The sequence below is a fragment of the Vibrio sp. 1402 genome (assembly GCF_033340275.1).
On sequence record NZ_JAWOWE010000002.1, the window covers coordinates 358250 to 376875 of the forward strand.

General features: G+C 45.0%; 19 protein-coding genes. 9 read left to right on the forward strand and 10 right to left on the reverse strand.

The genetic code is table 11. The features are described 5' to 3' along the window. Nucleotides 1–88: 88 nt before the first annotated feature. From cdd to R7044_RS05075, 6 genes are all read right to left on the reverse strand, one after another. Nucleotides 89–976, reverse strand: a complete 888-nt coding sequence (gene cdd, locus R7044_RS05050; RefSeq protein ID WP_005377892.1) for a cytidine deaminase — start codon at nucleotides 974–976, stop codon at nucleotides 89–91. Between the two features lie 430 nt (nucleotides 977–1406). Continuing rightward, complete coding sequence (locus tag R7044_RS05055; protein ID WP_005377888.1) at nucleotides 1407–2084, reverse strand: LrgB family protein; 678 nt, start codon at nucleotides 2082–2084, stop codon at nucleotides 1407–1409. 1 nt (nucleotide 2085) lies between these two features. Next, nucleotides 2086–2460: a CidA/LrgA family protein gene (locus R7044_RS05060; RefSeq protein ID WP_005377887.1), complete on the reverse strand. Its 375-nt coding sequence runs from the start codon at nucleotides 2458–2460 to the stop codon at nucleotides 2086–2088. A gap of 55 nt (nucleotides 2461–2515) precedes the next feature. After that, complete coding sequence (gene sbcB, locus R7044_RS05065; RefSeq protein ID WP_005377886.1) at nucleotides 2516–3937, reverse strand: exodeoxyribonuclease I; 1422 nt, start codon at nucleotides 3935–3937, stop codon at nucleotides 2516–2518. Between the two features lie 157 nt (nucleotides 3938–4094). Then, nucleotides 4095–5468, reverse strand: a complete 1374-nt coding sequence (locus R7044_RS05070; RefSeq protein ID WP_005377885.1) for an L-cystine transporter — start codon at nucleotides 5466–5468, stop codon at nucleotides 4095–4097. Between the two features lie 200 nt (nucleotides 5469–5668). After that, nucleotides 5669–6358 carry an NAD(P)H-binding protein gene (locus R7044_RS05075; protein WP_017820877.1) on the reverse strand — a complete coding sequence of 230 codons (690 nt, stop codon included), beginning with the start codon at nucleotides 6356–6358 and terminating at the stop codon, nucleotides 5669–5671. Between the two features lie 248 nt (nucleotides 6359–6606). Between R7044_RS05075 and cobT the strand changes: the two genes are divergently transcribed. The 8 genes from cobT to btuD all read left to right on the forward strand — a co-directional run bounded on the left by cobT (nucleotide 6607) and on the right by btuD (nucleotide 14672). After that, nucleotides 6607–7650, forward strand: a complete 1044-nt coding sequence (gene cobT / locus R7044_RS05080; protein ID WP_021707632.1) for a nicotinate-nucleotide--dimethylbenzimidazole phosphoribosyltransferase — start codon at nucleotides 6607–6609, stop codon at nucleotides 7648–7650. A gap of 29 nt (nucleotides 7651–7679) precedes the next feature. Then, entirely contained in the window at nucleotides 7680–8456 is a 777-nt protein-coding gene (locus R7044_RS05085) for an adenosylcobinamide-GDP ribazoletransferase (protein WP_031777196.1), read from the forward strand. Continuing rightward, on the forward strand, nucleotides 8453–8986 hold the full coding sequence (gene cobU, locus R7044_RS05090; RefSeq protein WP_017820879.1) for a bifunctional adenosylcobinamide kinase/adenosylcobinamide-phosphate guanylyltransferase: 534 nt from the start codon (nucleotides 8453–8455) through the stop codon (nucleotides 8984–8986). Before R7044_RS05085 ends, cobU begins: the two co-directional genes overlap by 4 nt. 11 nt (nucleotides 8987–8997) lie before the next feature. Next, nucleotides 8998–9612 (forward strand): alpha-ribazole phosphatase, encoded by a 615-nt coding sequence (cobC, locus tag R7044_RS05095; RefSeq protein WP_017820880.1) that lies wholly within the window; start codon nucleotides 8998–9000, stop codon nucleotides 9610–9612. 128 nt (nucleotides 9613–9740) lie between these two features. Then, on the forward strand, nucleotides 9741–11537 hold the full coding sequence (locus R7044_RS05100) for a M3 family oligoendopeptidase (protein ID WP_225455391.1): 1797 nt from the start codon (nucleotides 9741–9743) through the stop codon (nucleotides 11535–11537). A 274-nt stretch (nucleotides 11538–11811) separates the two neighbouring features. Further along, nucleotides 11812–12840 carry a succinylglutamate desuccinylase gene (locus R7044_RS05105; protein WP_005377878.1) on the forward strand — a complete coding sequence of 343 codons (1029 nt, stop codon included), beginning with the start codon at nucleotides 11812–11814 and terminating at the stop codon, nucleotides 12838–12840. A gap of 82 nt (nucleotides 12841–12922) precedes the next feature. Next, nucleotides 12923–13918 carry a vitamin B12 ABC transporter permease BtuC gene (gene btuC / locus R7044_RS05110; RefSeq protein WP_005377877.1) on the forward strand — a complete coding sequence of 332 codons (996 nt, stop codon included), beginning with the start codon at nucleotides 12923–12925 and terminating at the stop codon, nucleotides 13916–13918. Next, nucleotides 13905–14672 carry a vitamin B12 ABC transporter ATP-binding protein BtuD gene (gene btuD, locus R7044_RS05115; RefSeq protein ID WP_082245220.1) on the forward strand — a complete coding sequence of 256 codons (768 nt, stop codon included), beginning with the start codon at nucleotides 13905–13907 and terminating at the stop codon, nucleotides 14670–14672. The genes btuC and btuD overlap by 14 nt, the downstream gene beginning before the upstream one ends. Before the next feature lie 69 nt (nucleotides 14673–14741). Here btuD and R7044_RS05120 read toward each other — a convergent pair whose 3' ends face one another. The 3 genes from R7044_RS05120 to R7044_RS05130 all read right to left on the reverse strand — a co-directional run bounded on the left by R7044_RS05120 (nucleotide 14742) and on the right by R7044_RS05130 (nucleotide 17312). Beyond that, nucleotides 14742–15317: a nucleoside triphosphate pyrophosphohydrolase family protein gene (locus tag R7044_RS05120; protein ID WP_005377875.1), complete on the reverse strand. Its 576-nt coding sequence runs from the start codon at nucleotides 15315–15317 to the stop codon at nucleotides 14742–14744. A 109-nt stretch (nucleotides 15318–15426) separates the two neighbouring features. After that, on the reverse strand, nucleotides 15427–15999 hold the full coding sequence (locus R7044_RS05125) for a DUF1415 domain-containing protein (protein WP_025766766.1): 573 nt from the start codon (nucleotides 15997–15999) through the stop codon (nucleotides 15427–15429). A gap of 89 nt (nucleotides 16000–16088) precedes the next feature. Further along, nucleotides 16089–17312 (reverse strand): MFS transporter, encoded by a 1224-nt coding sequence (locus tag R7044_RS05130; RefSeq protein ID WP_085569556.1) that lies wholly within the window; start codon nucleotides 17310–17312, stop codon nucleotides 16089–16091. Between the two features lie 106 nt (nucleotides 17313–17418). Here R7044_RS05130 and R7044_RS05135 point away from each other — a divergent pair, with 106 nt between their 5' ends. Further along, nucleotides 17419–18288, forward strand: coding sequence for a LysR family transcriptional regulator (locus R7044_RS05135; protein ID WP_213886319.1), 870 nt, complete (start codon nucleotides 17419–17421; stop codon nucleotides 18286–18288). 27 nt (nucleotides 18289–18315) lie between these two features. Here R7044_RS05135 and R7044_RS05140 read toward each other — a convergent pair whose 3' ends face one another. Further along, nucleotides 18316–18546 (reverse strand): glutaredoxin family protein, encoded by a 231-nt coding sequence (locus R7044_RS05140; protein ID WP_005377871.1) that lies wholly within the window; start codon nucleotides 18544–18546, stop codon nucleotides 18316–18318. Nucleotides 18547–18626: the final 80 nt, after the last annotated feature.

The window sequence follows — 18626 nt, forward strand, 5'->3', positions numbered from 1 at the left end:
AGTTTTATGACAAAGCAAACGTTTGCTTTTGGTTTTTAGGTAATAAAAAAGCTCTACATGTTGTAGAGCTTTTTGTTGAATTTGTCGTTTATACGTTGACAAAACTAAGCGGAATATCTGGATTCAACGCTTCCAACGTTGATTGCGTATCGGCTAAGTGACTGATCTTACCTTCAGAGTTTTCTACCAATGCAGCGGCTTTGATGCTGTCAAAGGTTTCACCCGCAAGTAAAACTTGGATTAGCGCAACTTGTAGCGGTGGCAAGCTAGGATTAAACGCTGCATTTTCTGCATAAGCACCTTGGAATACACGGCCGCTAGTCATCTCTAATGCTAAACCACTCAAGTTGTTGGTGTATGGAGAGTGGCTCATGTTCATCGCTTCAACTGCACTTTGGATGAGTGCGTCTTCATCATCACATGAGAACTGGTGTTTAACTTCTGCCATTAAGCCGGACTCGATACCGAGATCGTTTGGTCCAAAGGCTTCAGGCAGGTATTCATGAAGTGACTTTTCTTCGCGTTCTGGGAGCTGGATTTTAAGCTCGTTTGCGGTAGATAACTCATTCATGAACTGGCGGCAGTGACCACATGGGCTGAAGTTGATAGTGATATCCTTAACACCACGTTCGCCTTTCATCCAAGCATGGCTAATCGCAGACTGCTCTGCGTGAACCGTTTGACCCAACTGTACACCAAAGAATTCCATGTTGGCACCGAAGTAAAGGCGACCTGAAAGACCACGAACGATAGCGCCGACATAAAAGTCAGAAAGGGGAGCATAGGAGTACGCTGCGGCAAAAGGAAGTAGCGCAACACGAAGCTCTTTGTCTGATAGACCGGTAGCTGAAAGCAACTGCTCAAATTGTTGAACTGAAAGCGTAGCATCAAAATCATCAGCTTGGATGATAGGAGCAAGTTGTTTGGAAAGTGCTTCTGGAGCGCCTGCTAGCGCCTGTTCAATGCGACTTTTCATGTTGAATCCTTGTTATTGCATGGACAGTTATTCTATGTGAAAGATAGAAATGTTCCGTGCGTTAGATCACGATAAATAATGCAATTGATAATTCCGTTACATAATTAGAGTGAGCTCACACATGTATTCGATTGCACAGGTGTGAAGCGTTATCTCCGTCTCACAATTAACCATATCAGTATATGTTCATATGACCAAGGAGCAGGAGTATGTTACCCACGCGACTTTACCGCTATGCTACTTTATACCTACGTAATCTAGAGCGAGTGGTAGCAGCTAGAATGCTAATGCTATGAATGTATATCTCAGTCAAGTCCCTTCACGATATTACTGGGTGAGTTTGATAGATAAGATAGGGTTTTGAAAAGGGATAAGTAAGAAACGGAAAGGCTACGGCCTGCCGGAAGGAGGGCAGACCGAGAGCGCTTAACTATTGATATAGCCAGACCGCCAAAGCAAAAAAACTTGGAGCCAAAATAGAAGTTATGATCCCACATAAAACCAATGCGAGTGATGAGAACGCGGCATCTATGGGCTGTTTCTCTGCACAAGTAGCGGTGCCTAAGGCATGAGAGACTGTACCCATTGTCAGACCACGTGCAATCGGGTGTTTAATTCCAATTAAGTTGTAAATTGGGTATGCCAAAATCGCGCCCAATAAACCAACAATCAGAACCAAGATCGCCGCAACGGCAGCTTCACCACCGAGGTGACTCGAAATTTCCATTGCTATTGGCGTAGTGACGGATTTACCCACTAGACTTGCGATTAAACTGATATCTGCTTTGAAAGCGACTGCGATCAAGGTGGTTGTCATCATCGACATCACACTGCCTACTGTGCAAGCAAAAGTGATGATTCGCCAGTTTGCTTTAATCTGTGGTAGTTGTTCATATAGCGGGTAAGCCAGAGCAACTACGGCTGGTTGAAGTAAAAAACTGATCCCTTCGTTATCCGCATAATACGTTTCAAACGGTACATTTAAGTAAGTAAGCAAAGGAATGAGCACTGCAATACTGATCAGCAAAGGATTTGCTAGAGGATTATTCACTTTGATTGCGATTTGGCGCGCGACAAGAAAAACCGCAATGGTAACAACTAACCACATATCAGTGTTTCTCCTGTAGCAAGTAATCCAGCAGCCAAGCGAGGCTGACCAGTACAATGAGTGAGCCGCCAACCGCGCTAGCGATGATAGGGAGAGCATTGGCGAGTAGTAGGTCGAAATGCTGCATTAATCCCACGCTGATAGGAACGAACAATAAGATCATATAGCGGATAAATAGCGTGGCGCCCGGTTTGACCCAGTCGACTTTTACAAGCCCAAGAGTCATGGAGAAAAACAGTACGAGCATACCGATGACACTTCCTGGAACGGAAACGCCAGTGAACTTTTGAATGGTAATTCCGATGCCAAGTGCTCCCATGATGAGGAAGATTGAAATGAGCAGTTGGATCAGTTGTAAGAATCGTTCTTTAATCATTTTGACAGTATATAAACAACAAGCACACCATAAGGTGCGCTTGTATTAGGAGGAGTTAGGAAGCTAAGCTCTCTACATAACGGTACACGGATTTTAATATCGCAATCTTCTTTTCGTCACTTTCATGTTCGTGAACTAAGTTTTCTAAATTCAGCATGTACTCTTCAATTTGGCTTTCAAACACTTCTCGACAGTGTAGTGCCCAGCGTCTTTGTTCTTGCTCGTCTAGTGTGCCTGGGAAGTTACGCGCACGATAGCGGAACAATAGAGGTTTAATACGCTTGTCATCAAATTCAATGTCTAATGCAGCAAGATTATTCGGATCGGTTTCGCGAATGATATCCATAGCTGCGCGATCGGCTGGAGAAAAGAACCCGTCGTAAAGTTGTGTATCGACGTCATCACTTTTATCGAATTTGCGCTCGACTGAAAAGAGGCTAATCAGCTTTTCTCTAATTTCAGGATGTTGGCGCAACAAAGCGAGATTGGCGAGACATTGCTGGCGATCAATGCCAATAGACTCCGCATTTTCAGCCGTTAACGTTTTTGCAGGGGCGAGAATAGGGCATTTGTTCAAATGAACTAGTTTAACTGGCACTGGTAGCAATTCACCAAGATCTTCGCGCTTCGTGTAGAGTCTTTCGTGCAGCTCTTCTGCGGATAGCTCAAGAATAGGTTGAGGGTCTTTCGCTAAATCGATGGTGATAACGGCGTTATTATTGGTTGGATGCCAAGCAACAGGCACAATCCAGCTAGTGTACTGACATTCGCGCCCTAGCATGCCTGAAACGTGCATCAACGGTGTCATGTTGACGATGTCGACTAAATCATTGAGCTTGCGCTTTTGGCGCATAGAAAAAAAGTAATCAAACAATTTTGGTTGCGCTGCTTTTACTTTCTTTGCCATTTCGATAGTCGCAACCACATCTGCCATCGCATCGTGCGCGTTACTATGTTCTATGCCGTTAGCCACGGACAAATGTTCTAATTTAAAGCTAGTGAAGCCATCTTCGTTTTCTGGCCATTCTACGCCTTCTGGGCGAAGGGCATGGCACGCGCGTAGTACATCGAGTAAATCCCAACGCGAGTTACCGTTTTGCCAACTCCATGCGTATGGATCGATGAAGTTGCGATAACAAGTATAACGGGTCACTTCGTCATCAAAGCGAATGCTGTTGTAGCCTAAACTGGTGGTATTTGGTCTCGCGAGTTCAGCGTGAATCTTAGCGATAAACTCTGGCTCAGAAAGGCCTTCTTGAACCGTTTTTTGCGGAGTAATACCAGTAATAAGCGCAGCTTCAGGAGACGGAAGATAATCAGCCGGTGGTTGACAGTACATGACTAAAGGCTCGCCGATGATATTAAAGTTTTCATCTGTACGAGCACCAGCAAACTGGCTTGGGCGATCTTTCGCGGGGTTGGTTCCCCATGTCTCATAATCAAAGAAGAAAAAAGTGGGCTGATTATCTTGGTGCATTCTGCTTACCGTTTACAAAACCGATGACAGTATTAGACCATTCAACGCCTTGACTAGCAACGAAAGATGCAAGTTGAATTTTTGAAAATGAAAAAAGCCGATGGCGAACCATCGGCTTGATATTTTACGTTTTATCGCTTTGGAAGGAATTTGAGTTCTATGCTCGTGTTTCTTCCAATGTTGCTTCACTTTCTGGTGACTTCAGCACTCGGCTAGCAATTGTACCCGCAGTCATTGAGCCTGAAACGTTTAGTGCGGTACGTGCCATGTCAATCAGTGGTTCAATAGAGATAAGCAGTGCCGCGATGGTCACAGGTAAGCCCATTGCAGGAAGAACAATCAAGGCTGCAAACGTCGCACCGCCGCCGACACCTGCAATACCAAATGAGCTGATGGTGATAATCGCAATCAATGACAGGATAAAGTGTAGATCAAGTGGGTTGATACCCATTGTTGGAGCTACCATCACTGCAAGCATTGCAGGATAGATACCCGCACAGCCGTTTTGGCCGATAGTGGCACCAAACGATGCTGATAGGTTTGCAATCGCTGGTGGTACGTTAAGCTTGGTGATTTGCGCTTCTACGTTTAGTGGAATTGTTGCTGCTGAGCTACGAGATGTAAACGCGAAGGTCAGTACAGGCCAGATTTTCTTAAAGTATTCCGCAGGGCTAACGCCAACAAAAGAGACCAATACGCCATGAACAACAAACATCAGTGCGATAGCAACATAAGACGCCACAATAAAGCCAAGTAGGTTTAGGATGTCGCCTGCGCTTGATGTCGCTACCACTTTTGCCATCAGTGCTGCGATGCCGTATGGCGTTAGGGCCATGATCATCTTCACTAATCGCATAACGATAGATTGAGCAGCTTCTACGAAAGTACGAATCGGTGATTCCAACTCTGCTTTTTCCATCATCACTTTACGAGCGGCGATACCAGTTAACACGCCGAAAATCACAACAGCGATAATTGATGTCGAGCGAGCACCTGTTAGATCAGCAAATGGGTTGGTTGGAATGAAGCTAACTAGCATTTGAGGAATAGTTAAGTCACTTACTGTACCGGCACGGCTTTCTAAAACGGCGATACGAGCGGTTTCACGCGCGCCTTCAGTTAAACCTTCTGCTGAAAGGCCAAATGTTGTTGTCACCAAGATACCGATGAGTGCAGCAATTGCAGTCGTTACTAGAAGAACAGAGATGGTCAGGCCAGAAATTTTACCTAATGATCCACCTTTCTCCAATTTAACAACTGCAGAGATCATCGATACCAACACCAGTGGCATGATGACCATTTTCAGTAGACCAACGTAGCCACTGCCTACAATGCCTACCCATTCAAGTGTTTGAGCAATTGCGCTGTTGCCTTCACCGTGAATGAGTTGCAAAGCAAGACCAAAAAGAGAACCGGTAACAAGACCGATTAAAACGAGACGAGAGAGTGTGTGTTTCTTTTGTTGTTGGTTAAATAGAAAGAACAATATGCCAACAAAGACGGCTAGAGAGGCTATCACTGCAAAATTCATAATCTGACCTTATCAACCTGCCGAAATGGCGGTTGTTTTTTATACGGGGTTTTATACGGATTTGTTTATGGGGCGTAAGATAACGCTCGTGATATAACTTTAAAAATGACAAACGGGTATTAGCTAGATCTAAAATGAATATAAAAACGAGATCTAAGTCGCGTGAGAGCGTGAATTAGCACGTTAATTGTACAAAATGGTTATTCGTAGTGATGCAGTAAGTCACGCATTTCTTTCCTTTGTAAGTAAACCACCGAGTCTTCTTGATAACTGAAAAGTTGATAAACCATCGCTTTGGCGACATCTTCTGCTCGAATCGGTAAAAAGTTGGACAGTTTGCCAAGCATGAATGGGCGAATTACCTTAAACAGAGTTTGTACTAACTTCTCGTCCATTCTTGGGCTTTGACGTTGACCAACAAGCGGGCCTGGGCGAACAAATACGATTTCCTCAAAATCCATAGCTTCGATTCGTTGTTCCATTTGTCCTTTACAAGCTAAGTAATGGGATGGCGATTTACTATTTGCACCGAGGCTAGAAACAACCGCAAGGCGTTTGACTCCGATTGTTTTCATTTGTTGGGCGACTTTACACACCAGATCAACATCTACTCTACGCAAATTATCCTTACTGCCTGCTTGCTTAAGGGTCGTGCCTAAACAGATAAAGCCGATGGTTGGTGTTGGTTGGTTCTCATCCCATTGGTGGATAGAAAGGTCTGCATCAATGAGAGGAATAAGCTTGTTGTCCACATCTAGGACGCCATCGAGTGGGCGGCGAGAAAGATAATATAATGTTCCAACACCTGATTGATTTATGAGGTTTGCAATGACTTTTGAGCCTACTAAGCCAGTTGCACCGGCGATGATTGCGCAGGTGTTGTTATCCATATCTTTTCTCCTATATGGGAACATAGTCTAAGCTATTGTAGCGGATTTCAACGAGTTACTTATAATCTCGTGCAAGAAAGGTGAGACGCTCTGCGAACTCGGCAGACTATCCTGAGATAAACTTGATTAGCGCTGCCCCAATTGGATGCAAGTGTATACAATAGTGGGCGCGCAAAAACTGTCGCTGAACAAGACCTCTTGAACAACAGAACACCTCTCACCCAGACAACATCAAAGGAACGTAAAAAATGGATGACTCTTTTGCTGCGGAGATACAAGCACGCATAGATAACAAAACCAAACCCGTCGGTTCTTTAGGCTTATTGGAAAAGGTGGCACTGCAGTTAGCTCTTATTCAAAGTCAGGATAAACCTCAGCCAGTTGATTCCATCGCTATCTGCAAACCGAGCATGCTGGTATTTGCTGGAGATCACGGCGTTGCAGAGGAGGGTGTGAGCATTGCGCCAAGCGAAGTCACTCAACAAATGGTGGCTAACTTTCTCGCTGGCGGCGCAGCCATCAACTGTTTTTGCGACATTAATGGCATTCAACTCAAAGTAATAGATTGCGGCATGTTGGCTCCTATTGATGTGCTGGTTCCAGAATTTAAATCCCATCCCAACTTGGTTGAACAACGGTTGGGTAACGGTACGGCTAATTTTTCTAAACAATCAGCGATGTCCCCAGAACAAGTGGCGTTAGGTTTAGAATATGGTGCGAAGATTGCTGAGCAAACCATTTTGCATGGTTCAAACCTCTTGATGTTCGGTGAGATGGGCATCGGTAATACCAGTTCGGCCTCAGCACTGTTATCGGCACTGAGCTCATTAGATATTGATTATTGTGTTGGCGTTGGCACCGGAATCAATCAACAGCAGTTGAGCCGCAAATATAAACTGGTAGCACAGGGGGTAAACCGATGTCGAGGTCTTGATACCAAAGCGATTCTCGCACAGGTTGGGGGCTTTGAAATCGTACAGATAGTGGGCGCTTTTTTAGAAGCCAAGCGGCTTAAAACTCCAGTTTTAGTGGATGGGTTTATCGTATCGGTAGCGGCTTATATTGCGACGTTGTTAGACGAAGAAACGCGTGAATACATGTTGTTTGCCCATCGCTCTGAAGAAAATGGACATAAATTTGTATTGGAACATCTAAAAGCAGAACCTCTGCTCGACCTTGGTTTACGGCTAGGGGAGGGAACAGGAGCCGCTCTTGCCTTGCCTCTGTTAAAAGCTGCTGCCCAGTTTTACAACAAAATGGCGAGCTTCGAGAGTGCAGGAGTTACAGTTTAGTGTCAGTCCCTGATAATTCTGAGAAAGTCATGCCGTCATCGTTAAGATACCAGTGGGAGTTATTTCTATTAGCTACCAGTTTTTTTAGCCGCTTACCCGTGCCCCAAGCGTTGCATTACAGTGAAGAACGCATGAATCAGGCAGGCCGTTACTTTGCGTTAGTTGGTCTCGTGCTTGGAGCACTTTGCGCTTTGGTATTCTCGCTCACCTCAATTTTTTTCCCAGAGTCGGTTGCCATAGTATTAACGATGGTGTTTAGCTTATTGTTAACTGGGGCTTTTCACGAAGACGGCTTGACCGATATGGCGGATGGCATTGGCGGTGGCATGACCGTAGAGCGACGCCTCTCTATTATGAAAGACAGTCGTATTGGCACTTATGGTGCCGCCACTCTCATTATGGCGTTATTGGCTAAGTATGTTTTTTGGAGTGAACTGGCTAACTTGCCGCACTTTTGGTTGGTCATTGTCGTCGCTTACACCGCAAGCCGAGCACTAGCAGCGACGCTTATTTATGACATGCCTTATGTCAGTGACAGTGATACGTCGAAAAGTAAACCGCTAGCAAGTCGCCAGTCTTCTCTAGAAGTCTCCATTTTGTTGTTTACTGGTGGCATAACATTGCTTGTGCTTGGTATCGCGGATGCGATCTTGATATCGCTTGTTCTCGTGGTATTTCGTTTGATGTTCAAACGTTGGTTAACCAAGAGAATTGGCGGCTTTACGGGGGATTGCCTTGGCGCAGCGCAACAGTTGTCGGAACTGCTTATTTATCTCACTATGATTGGGTTGTATCACTCCTCATGAAGCAATTGATACTCGGTGGCGCGCGCTCTGGGAAGTCGCATTTGGCAGAAAAAACAGCTAAGCAATTATCGGTCGCTTCTCATCGATCATTACACTATGTTGCAACCGCGCTGCCATTTGACCAAGAAATGCGAGAGCGAATAGCGCATCATCAAAAGCAACGCGGGGGCGAGTGGCAAGAGCATGAATGCCCCCTTAATTTATCTGAGTTACTGACAAATTTCGCTACCACCGATGTTGTATTGGTCGATTGTTTAACCTTGTGGCTCAACAATTGGATATTTGAGTTAGGTGATGAATGTTCCAATGAGAAGCTAGAAGCAGAAATTGAAAAGCTTATACAGGTGGTGCGTGGCTCAGATGCGACGTTAATATTCGTCTCTAACGAGGTTGGAATGGGCATTGTACCTTTGGGGGCGGTTAGTCGTTATTTTGTGGATAATGCAGGACGGATGAATCAAAAACTAGCCAGTGTTTGCCATCGCGTTACCTTTGTTGCTGTTGGTTTGCCGTTGGTTCTTAAAGAGTAGGATGGAACAAAATGAAAACACTCAATATCTATCTTGTGCGTCATGGAAAAGTAGACGCTCCACCAGGACTCCATGGCCAAACAGATGTAAAAGTTACGCCTGCTGATCAAGAGAGTATTGCTCGGGCTTGGGCCGAGAGTGGACGAGGTGTGGGTGGAATAATTTCTTCTCCGCTTTCACGCTGTCAAGAACTGGCAAACATCATTGCTGAACAGCAATTATTACCAGTAATGACGGATGAGTCTTTACAAGAGATGGCATTTGGTGATTTTGATGGTATGCCTTTTGATATGCTCACTGAGCAGTGGAAAAAGCTAGATGCTTTTTGGCAATCGCCAGCACAACATACGTTGCCGAATGCTGAGAGCTTAAGCACATTTTCTGAGCGCATATGTCGCGTTTGGTCTCAAATCATCAACGATATCAATGACAATCTACTTATCGTCACGCATGGTGGCGTCATTCGTATGATTCTTGCTCATGTATTGGAGTTAGATTGGCGTAACCCAAAGTGGTATTCGACGTTGTCGATAGGAAACGCTTCTGTCACGCATGTAACAATTACCATAGATGAGCAAATTTACGCCTCGGTGCGTTCGATTGGCGTACCTCTTTTAACTCGTTAATTTATAAATATTAAAATGCCCAGAACGATATTGCTTACGGGCATAGTCACGGAAGATGTCAGTGGAAGCCCATCTGCTAGGTGCAGGAAGCGAAAATTGACTCAGTTACTTAAAAAGGAAATATAGAAATGACAACGCCGAGTTGGGATTTGTCCATCGTTTATAACGACCTTTCTGACCCACGAATTCAAGACGATATTGCTCTTGTGGAACAATGTATTGATCTTTTGAATAAACAATCAGCAGATTGTGGCAACGTAGAGATCATGCAAAATGCGATTTTAACCAATGAAGCCGCGAGTCGTTTAGCGGGTACAGTTGCAAATTTTGCGAGTTGTTATGCTTCTGTTGATGCAACAAACGCCGAAGCGAAATCGTTACTTGGTAAAATGACCCGCATCTTTTCGGAGCTTTCCCAAGCGTTCAGTCCCTTTGATTTGACATTAACTCATGCCGACAAAGAGTTTATCTTGCGCGTGTTAGACCATGAGAATCCTGATATCAGTGGGCAAGCTTTTTCTATCTTGAATTCTAGAAAGTTGGCGGATACTCGTCTTAGCAACGCAGAAGAACAGTTACTGGCTGCGATGAGTGTGGATGGCAAATCGGCTTGGGGTAACCTATACGATAACCTGACTGGCTCATTGAAAGTGAAGCTTGAGTACACAGATGGTAATAGTGAAGAGCTTGGGTTTTCTCAAGCGGCAAGCATTCTTTATGGTTCTGAATTCGAGCGTCAAGAAGCCGCGTGGCGAGGCGTACAAGATGCAATGCAAACGCACCAAGAATCATTCGCTGCGATTTTGAATGCGTTAGCAGGATGGCGCTTAACTGAAAACAAAAAGCGTTCTACGAAGCGTGAAGTTCACTTCCTAGAGCCGAGTTTGCATGGTAGCCGAATCCAAGCTGAAACTTTAAATGCGATGATGACCGTAGCCAAAGACAGTCGAGCTATTGGTCAGAAAGCGGGTTTATTGATGGCGCAAGTACATGGTCTGGATGAGATGAAACCTTGGAATCATCTGGCGGCTATGCCTGCTTTGAGCGGTGAAGCGAAGGTTTACGACTTTGATGAAGCGATTGATGTTATTTGTGAAGCATTTGAAACAGTAAACCCTGAGATGTCGGAGTTTGTCCGTTTGATGGTACAAAATGGTTGGATTGATGCCGCGCCAAATGCTAACAAGCGTCTTGGCGCATACTGCACCAAACTGCCAGCAACGCGAACACCACTTGTATTTATGACTTGGAGTGGCAGCCGGTCAGACCTTATGACTCTGGCACATGAACTTGGCCATGCGTTCCATAACTGGGTTATTCGTGATTTGCCACTTTGCCAAACTTACTACCCAATGACGTTAGCAGAAACCGCCTCTATCTTTGCAGAAAACATCGTTCGTGATCATTTGATTTCGAAAGCTGAGAGCGTTGATGAAAAGCTCGAGATGTTGTGGGAAGAGTTGTCATCTGCGCTAGCTTTAATGATCAACATTCCGGTTCGCTACGAGTTTGAAAAATCGTTTTATGAACGCCGCCAGGATGGAGAGTTAACCGCAGATGAATTCTGTGAGTTGATGTCAGAAACTTGGAAAGAATGGTATGGCGACGTAATGAGCGAACCGGATCCGTACTTCTGGGCAAGCAAGCTGCACTTTTCTATTGATAGCGTGAGCTTTTATAACTACCCATACCTATTTGGTTTCTTGTTTAGCAAGGGTATCTATGCACAGCGAGAAACCAAAGGCGAAGCGTTTTACACCGATTACATCAATTTGCTGCGCGATACAGGCTGCATGATGGCGGAAGATGTCGTCGAAAAGCACCTGTCGATGGATTTAACCCAGCCAACGTTTTGGCAGCAGAGTGTTGAGCTAGTGCGTGAAAAAGTCGATGAGTTTGAGCGTTTGCTCGCACAGCGCGGCTAAGTTTTTCGCAGTGTTGATGCATAATCTGCTTTATAGCTACAAAAATTTGATCAAATCATAATGATCTTAATCAGGGCTGTGGTAAAGTTCACAGCCCTAACACTTTGTAATTGTTTGAAAATTAAACGCCTCAATGCTTGATTTGAGTGCCTGGCGCGAAAAGGCATCGGATTTTCGAGGGAAATAGTGATTTCTACTCATAAGTGAGATCGCAGCAACAAAAATCCTTTGTACAATTTATTAACATATCCGCCGTGCTATTAAGGAGTAACGCATGACGAAGTCTCTCTTTCGCCAATCGTTTTTAACTGACACGTTAGATGTTCATATTGATGTTGCACCAGCGGAGCAGGTGCTTTCTAACGGTGTAAAACTTAAACTCTATCAGCGTGGTGTATTAGAAGTAATCCCTGCGAATTATACTCAGGATACGAAGAACATCATCATCTCTTGTGGGGTTCACGGAGATGAAACCGCACCGATGGAGCTGGTGGATTCCATTATTCAAGACATAGAATCTGGGTTCCAGACGGTCGATACCCGTTGTCTGTTCATTATCGCTCACCCAGAGTCCACTCTGGCGCACACGCGATTCCTTGAAGAAAACCTCAACCGTTTGTTTGACGAAAAAGAACACAAACAGACAAAAGAGCTTGTTATCGCCGATACGCTTAAGCTGCTTGTTCGAGATTTTTATCAGGATACCGACCCGACAACACGCTGGCACCTTGATTTACACTGCGCGATTAGAGGCTCGAAGCACTATACGTTTGCAGTAAGTCCTAAGACTCGTCATCCTGTGCGCAGCAAAGCATTGATCGATTTCTTGGACAGTGCACACATTGAAGCAGTGCTCCTGTCAAACTCACCATCGAGCACGTTTAGCTGGTACAGTGCCGAGAACTTTGGTGCGCAGGCTCTCACAATGGAGCTTGGCCGTGTGGCTCGTATCGGTGAAAATGACCTCGATAAACTGACCGCGTTTGATTTGTCTTTACGTAATTTGATTGCGGAAACGAAGCCAGAACACTTACCAAAACCATGCATTAAGTATCGCGTAAGTCGCACAATCGTTCGTTTGAACGAAGACTTTGACTTTATGTTCGACGACAATGTTGAAAACTTCACCTCATTTGTTCACGGCGAAGTGTTTGGTCATGATGGCGACAAACCATTAATGGCGAAGAATGAAAACGAAGCGATTGTCTTCCCGAACCGCCACGTCGCAATAGGTCAACGTGCAGCTCTGATGGTTTGTGAAGTGAAAACCCGTTTTGAAGAGGGTGAGTTGGTTTACGATTAATCCAACATTGCTTTGAGAAGTTAATTGCAATTTACCGAGGCTTAACTGTAAGGTTAAGCCTCGTTTGTTTTTATCGGCCGCTATGGATTTTCAACAACTTATCCTGAACAAGGAACGACGCTGGCAACGTAACCTGATGGTTATGTCGATCGTGCTCGCTGTACTCTCTGCCATTCACTTGATGGTCGGAGAAATTTTCCTTTCTCCTTTTCAATCCTTATCTGCATTTGAACAGAAGTTATTGGTGGACTTGCGTTTACCGAGGTTAGTGTCTGCGGCAATTATTGGTGCTGCGTTAGCGGTATCTGGCGCGACGTTACAAGTGTTGCTTGGGAACGTGTTGGCTGAACCTGGCGTGCTCGGTATATCTGGTGGTGCAAGCTTAGCAATGGTCTTAATCATGTTCGCGTCACCTGTTCTTCCTACCCCGATTGTTTTTATGTTGGCAGCGATTGCAGGCTCGATGGTCTTCACGTTTGTTTTGGTGGCGATAGCAAGGGCAATGCACCTGACGACGGCTCGATTGCTTTTGGTTGGGGTCGCATTGGGTATTTTATCGAGCGCGATTGTGACGTGGGCTTTTTACTTTAGTGATGATCTTAGCTTACGCCAACTGATGTATTGGTTAATGGGCAGTATTGGCGGTGCGAGTTGGTATCAACATACCGTTACCTTGGTGATGTTACCGGTGCTCATCTGGTTATGTTGTAAAGGCAAATCGCTTGATAGATTGATGCTGGGTGAGATTCATGCGACCCAATTGGGTGTCGATGTGCATCAAATGCGTTGGAAACTGATCCTCGCCATTTCTGTTTTGGTGGGTAGTTCAGTCGCTTTGGGTGGCATCATCAGTTTTGTTGGTTTGGTGGTGCCGCACTTGTTGCGTTTGGCTTTTGGTACGGAAAACCGTTATTTATTGCCACTTTCTGCAATATCTGGTGCTGCGTTGCTTGTATTTGCTGACATCGGCGCAAGACTGTTATTGGACTCCGCAGAGTTACCTTTAGGTGTCATGACAACATCGATTGGCGCACCTATTTTCATCTGGATGCTGGTGAAGAGTCATGATGCACGTTAAACATATGTCGGTTGGTAGTCGATTATTGCCTCTTTCTTTTGAATGCAAAGCTGGCGAAATCGTACATGTAGTTGGGCCTAATGGTTCCGGTAAGAGCACTTTATTGGCTGCGATTTCTGGTACGTTAAGTCACCGAGAGGGTATGAGTGGTGAAGTGTACGTTGGCAACAAAAACTTGCTTACTTTACCGTTGTCAGAGCAAGCTCATGTTCGAGGTTATTTGTGTCAGCAATCGCGCCCAGCGTTTAATGTTGATGTGTTTCAGTATCTCGCTTTATCTCTGCCAAGTGGTGCTGAGATTGCGGATATCAAAGTGCGTGATGCCGTGAATATGGTGGTGGAGCTGGTACAACTGCAAGATAAGCTTCATCGCAGTATTCAAACATTATCCGGTGGTGAGTGGCAGCGTGTCCGATTAGCAGGTGTATGTTTGCAGGTGTGGCGTACCATTAATCCTTTTTCGCAGTTTTTAATTTTGGATGAGCCAGCAGCACCGTTAGATATTGCGCAAGAGGGTCTGCTCTATCAATTGATTAACGCTATGGCGGCGCAGGGGATTGGAGTATTAGTTGCTAATCACGATCTCAATCGCACATTAAAGCACGCAGATAAAGTATTGCTGCTTAACAACGGTGTGCTGCACTCATCAGGAAATGCCGATACTGTGCTAACGGAAGAAGCTCTCGGGGAAGTGTTCAATACTCAAGTCAAAAAGGTCATCGTAGATGAGCAACCTTATTTAATCTTTGATTAGTATTTAGGGACAACAAAAAACGACCTACTTGAGGTCGTTTTTTTTAATCGAGATAGCCAAACTCAACGCTTATTGAGTTAACGGTTTTAGATCTGCTGGGCGGTAGTAAACAGATTTGAGTACTTTGCCTTTACGAATGGTTTTACCTTCCGATACGAAATCTTCGGCGCATTTCGCGATGATGTATTCACCTTTCTGCACCGCCATCAACTTGATGCCTTGTTCTGCGTAGAATGCTTCTGTTTCTGAGTACTCTTGCTCGTTACGGCATACTTTGCTCATGTTGCTTGAATGGACTTCATCCCAGCAAGGAATAAATTCGATACCACGGTTTACCGCAACGTTTAATAGAAGATCAATTAAGTAGCTGATCGCCAGGTTGTCTTCTACTTTGCTGTGGCCAAGATGAACGAGACGGCCCATTAATACATACACGCTGTCTACGATGGCATCTGCTTGCTCAGTTTTACAATCTGCTTCTGCTAGCTCTGTTAGCTCTTCGATCGCCAAAGAGGTGTGTAGTGTGTCTGCTTGCGTATCAAGGCTTGCAGCGTCTGCGACTGGTAAGTCGAACGTACTACGGAACTCGGTGATATCACGGTATAAGTGATCAAAAATCTCTTGGGTTAGCTTTGACAGTTGCATTCTAATTTCCATTGAATCGATTGAAGCGGCAATGATACCAAACCGCACTTTGAACCCCAAGGGCATTGCATCTAACTGGTGATAAATCTGCCTTTGGGAATGGTGGTGCTTAACGAAATAGGTAAGGGAACAGCTTTTTACGTTCTTCCTCTGAAAGGGCGGAAACACGAGCGATGTTCGTATCGGGAATGGATTCAGGATCAGGATAGTGTTTTAGTACCTTTTCCATACTCTCTTCGCGAATCAAATGGAAGATCGGGTAAGGAGAACGATTGGTTAGGTTTTCGTCGTCTTCAGGCCTTGCGCCGCCAAAACAGTAATCAGGATGGAAAGTCGCTACTTGGAAAACACCTTCCCAGTTTTGCTGCTTAATTAATCCTTCAACCCAATCTATGCAAAAGTTGTAGTCCCAGAAATCTTGTAGCATGTTGGGAACCACAACCAACGTGGTCTCAAGTTGTTCGGGTTCTGTGTTACTCAGCTCAATCAGCTGCAATAAAATATCTTCTAGAAGCGCTTCTTCTTGAGTCGCTTCACTAACAAAGATTTTGATTTGTTTATTACGTTGCGGCTTGGCAGCAAATGGACAAAGGTTGAGACCGATTACTACATCGTTGAGCCATTGATCGACCTGTTGAGTGATCGCTTCGATATCTGTGTTTTGTGTTGAACGCGTTGACATACGACTTTCTGGTTTTTATTAAAGTAGCGCAAGCATAGCAGAGTTGGTTATCCAAGTAACCAGAGAGGTATTACGCAAATGAGCGTACCTTAGCTACTCTTTAAACTCGCAGCGTCAGGTGTTTGGTCAGTATGCTTTCTTTTGGCAATGTGTTTCAAATACGCAATTGCAGCAAACATCGCTAGGTAGACTGCGCTTCCTCCCATAAGAACACTCGACCAACCACCATGTTGCCAACAATAAAGAAGTAAGAATCCTCCTAAGCTACCGCCTACGTAGTAGTGTACTAAGTAGAGCGCTGTCGCGGTGGCTTTGGCGCGAGTGGCGTTCTGACCGACCCAACCGTAGGCGAGGGTATGAGTAAAGAAGGCACCAAAACTTATCAGCAACAACCCAAATAGCATTGCAGTCAAGCTTTCAACCGCCGCAATCCACATCCCCGCCATGCTCACTATCGCGCCTAAGAACATACCGAGGATTGATGAATAACGTTTACTCCAGTGGCCTGCGCAACGAGAGGAGAAAGTCCCTCCCAAGTAACAAATAAAGATCAGTGAGGCCAACCCGACGGGCACATTGTGAGGTTCACTCACCAGACGGAAACCCATGACGGAGTAAAGGTTGACGAACAAAGCAAAGTTGAGTCCTCCTATCAGCATTGCGAACCACACGCGTTGGTTTTTAAAATGACCAATAAGCGCACGATTTTGATGGCGCAAGCTGCTTGATGACGGGGTGAAGTTGCGCTGTGTTGGCAATAAATAGTGAACGCCAATGACACCAAGAAGAGTGAACACCATCATAACTTCAATGGCGACATCAACACTGAAATTGTCCGCCAATAAGCCGCCGCTAATACGCCCTGCAATACCGCCTAATGAGTTAGCCGCAATGTACGTTCCAATTGCCATCGAGAAAGCGTGCTTGTCGAGCTCTTCTGCCATGTAAGCCACGGCGACTGCAGCAAAAGCTGCGAGCGCGACACCGATCAGTGCTCGACATACCACCAAAAACAGAAATGAGTCACCAAATAGCATCAAAGCGGAAAGGGTAGGAATCGAAAACAGACCAGCCATCATGACTGGCTTTCTTCCCACTGATTCTGACAACACAGCCATTGGAACGAGGCTAAAAGAGAGAGCGAGTGTTGAGGCCGCAAATAACCAGTTCACTTGCGTTTCTGAGATCGTGAAAATTTGAGCAAAAGTGGGCAGCATTGGCTGTAGTAGGTATAAATTTGAAAAAACCAAGAAGGAACCAAGCGCTAGCGAGAGCGTAATGCGTTTGTATTCCGGTGTGCCAAAACTGACCATGAATCCTGCCTAATGTGAGCAAATGGAGAGACTGTGATCAATCTATCAGTTCGTTATAAATTAAAAAAATATATTAAAAATATGGACACCATATATTTTTGATCTAATGGAATCGAAACAACTTAAACATTTTCTGGCGGTCGCTGAACACGGAAACATTACCCATGCGGCGAAAGCCCTGCATATTGCCCAGCCCGCATTAAGCATTTCTATCAAAAAGTTTGAGCAGTCTTTGGGCGTTACCCTATTTCGCCGTGATGATAAAAAAATCAGCTTAACGAAAGAGGGCGAAACGTTATTTGTACATGCTAAGCGGGTGATTCAACAGTTGCACGACGCGCAGCTCGCGATTGATGAGTTGAAAGGTTTAGCGAAAGGCGAAGTAAGACTAGGGACGCCATCAATGATGGGCAGTTATTTCTTTCCACGAATTGTGATGGCGTTTAAAAGCCAATTCCCTGAGTTAAAATTGACCTTGGTCGAAGCTGGGACTCAATCGATTCGTCGTATGCTGCTCAATGGTCAACTCGATATCGGTGTGATCAGTTGTGATAATGTGCCTGATGACCTAGAAACTGACCATTTATTTACTAGCCAAATGGTCGCCGTTGTTTCACCTGAGCATGAGTTAGCCCAGCGACACGCTCTTACTTTTGATGAGTTCTTTGAACACGATTTGGTTATGTTTCAGCATGGCTATTTTCACCGCGAATTTTTGGATCAGGTGAGTGAGGAGCATGGGTTTACCATGAAGTCATCATTCGAGACCAACTTACTGCCTTTGATTTTGAGTATTGTGAAACAAGAGTTTGCGATTACCGCGTTACTGGAATTGGTGACCCAACATGAGTCAGGCGTTGTTGGCGTGCCGTTTGAACCACCAGTGACGCTGGATCTGGCACTTGCTTGGCGCAAGCAGGGGTATTTATCAATAGCAGATCGAACGTTTATCGACTTTATCAAGCGCTACGTTTAAACGCAGCGCAGATTCATCGTCCGAGCACTAGTCGCCTTTGTACATCTTCTCGAAGTTCTTTGGGTTCCAGCCAATCATTACCCGATCACCAATTTTTAAAACTGGCACTGAACGAGCACCAAGCGCATCAAGTTCTTTGCGACCGCGTTGCATCTTAGCATTGCACAAACGATAGTTAATATTTTTCGAATCCAGATAACGTTGAGCATCTTTGCAGTGAGGGCATTTGTCTTTGACGTAAAGGACGACACGTTTCATTGAGTTTCTCTCCATTATCATTGGGAGGCGAAGTTTAACGGCCTTTCACAATAAATGAAAGGCGAAAGCTAAGGTGAAAC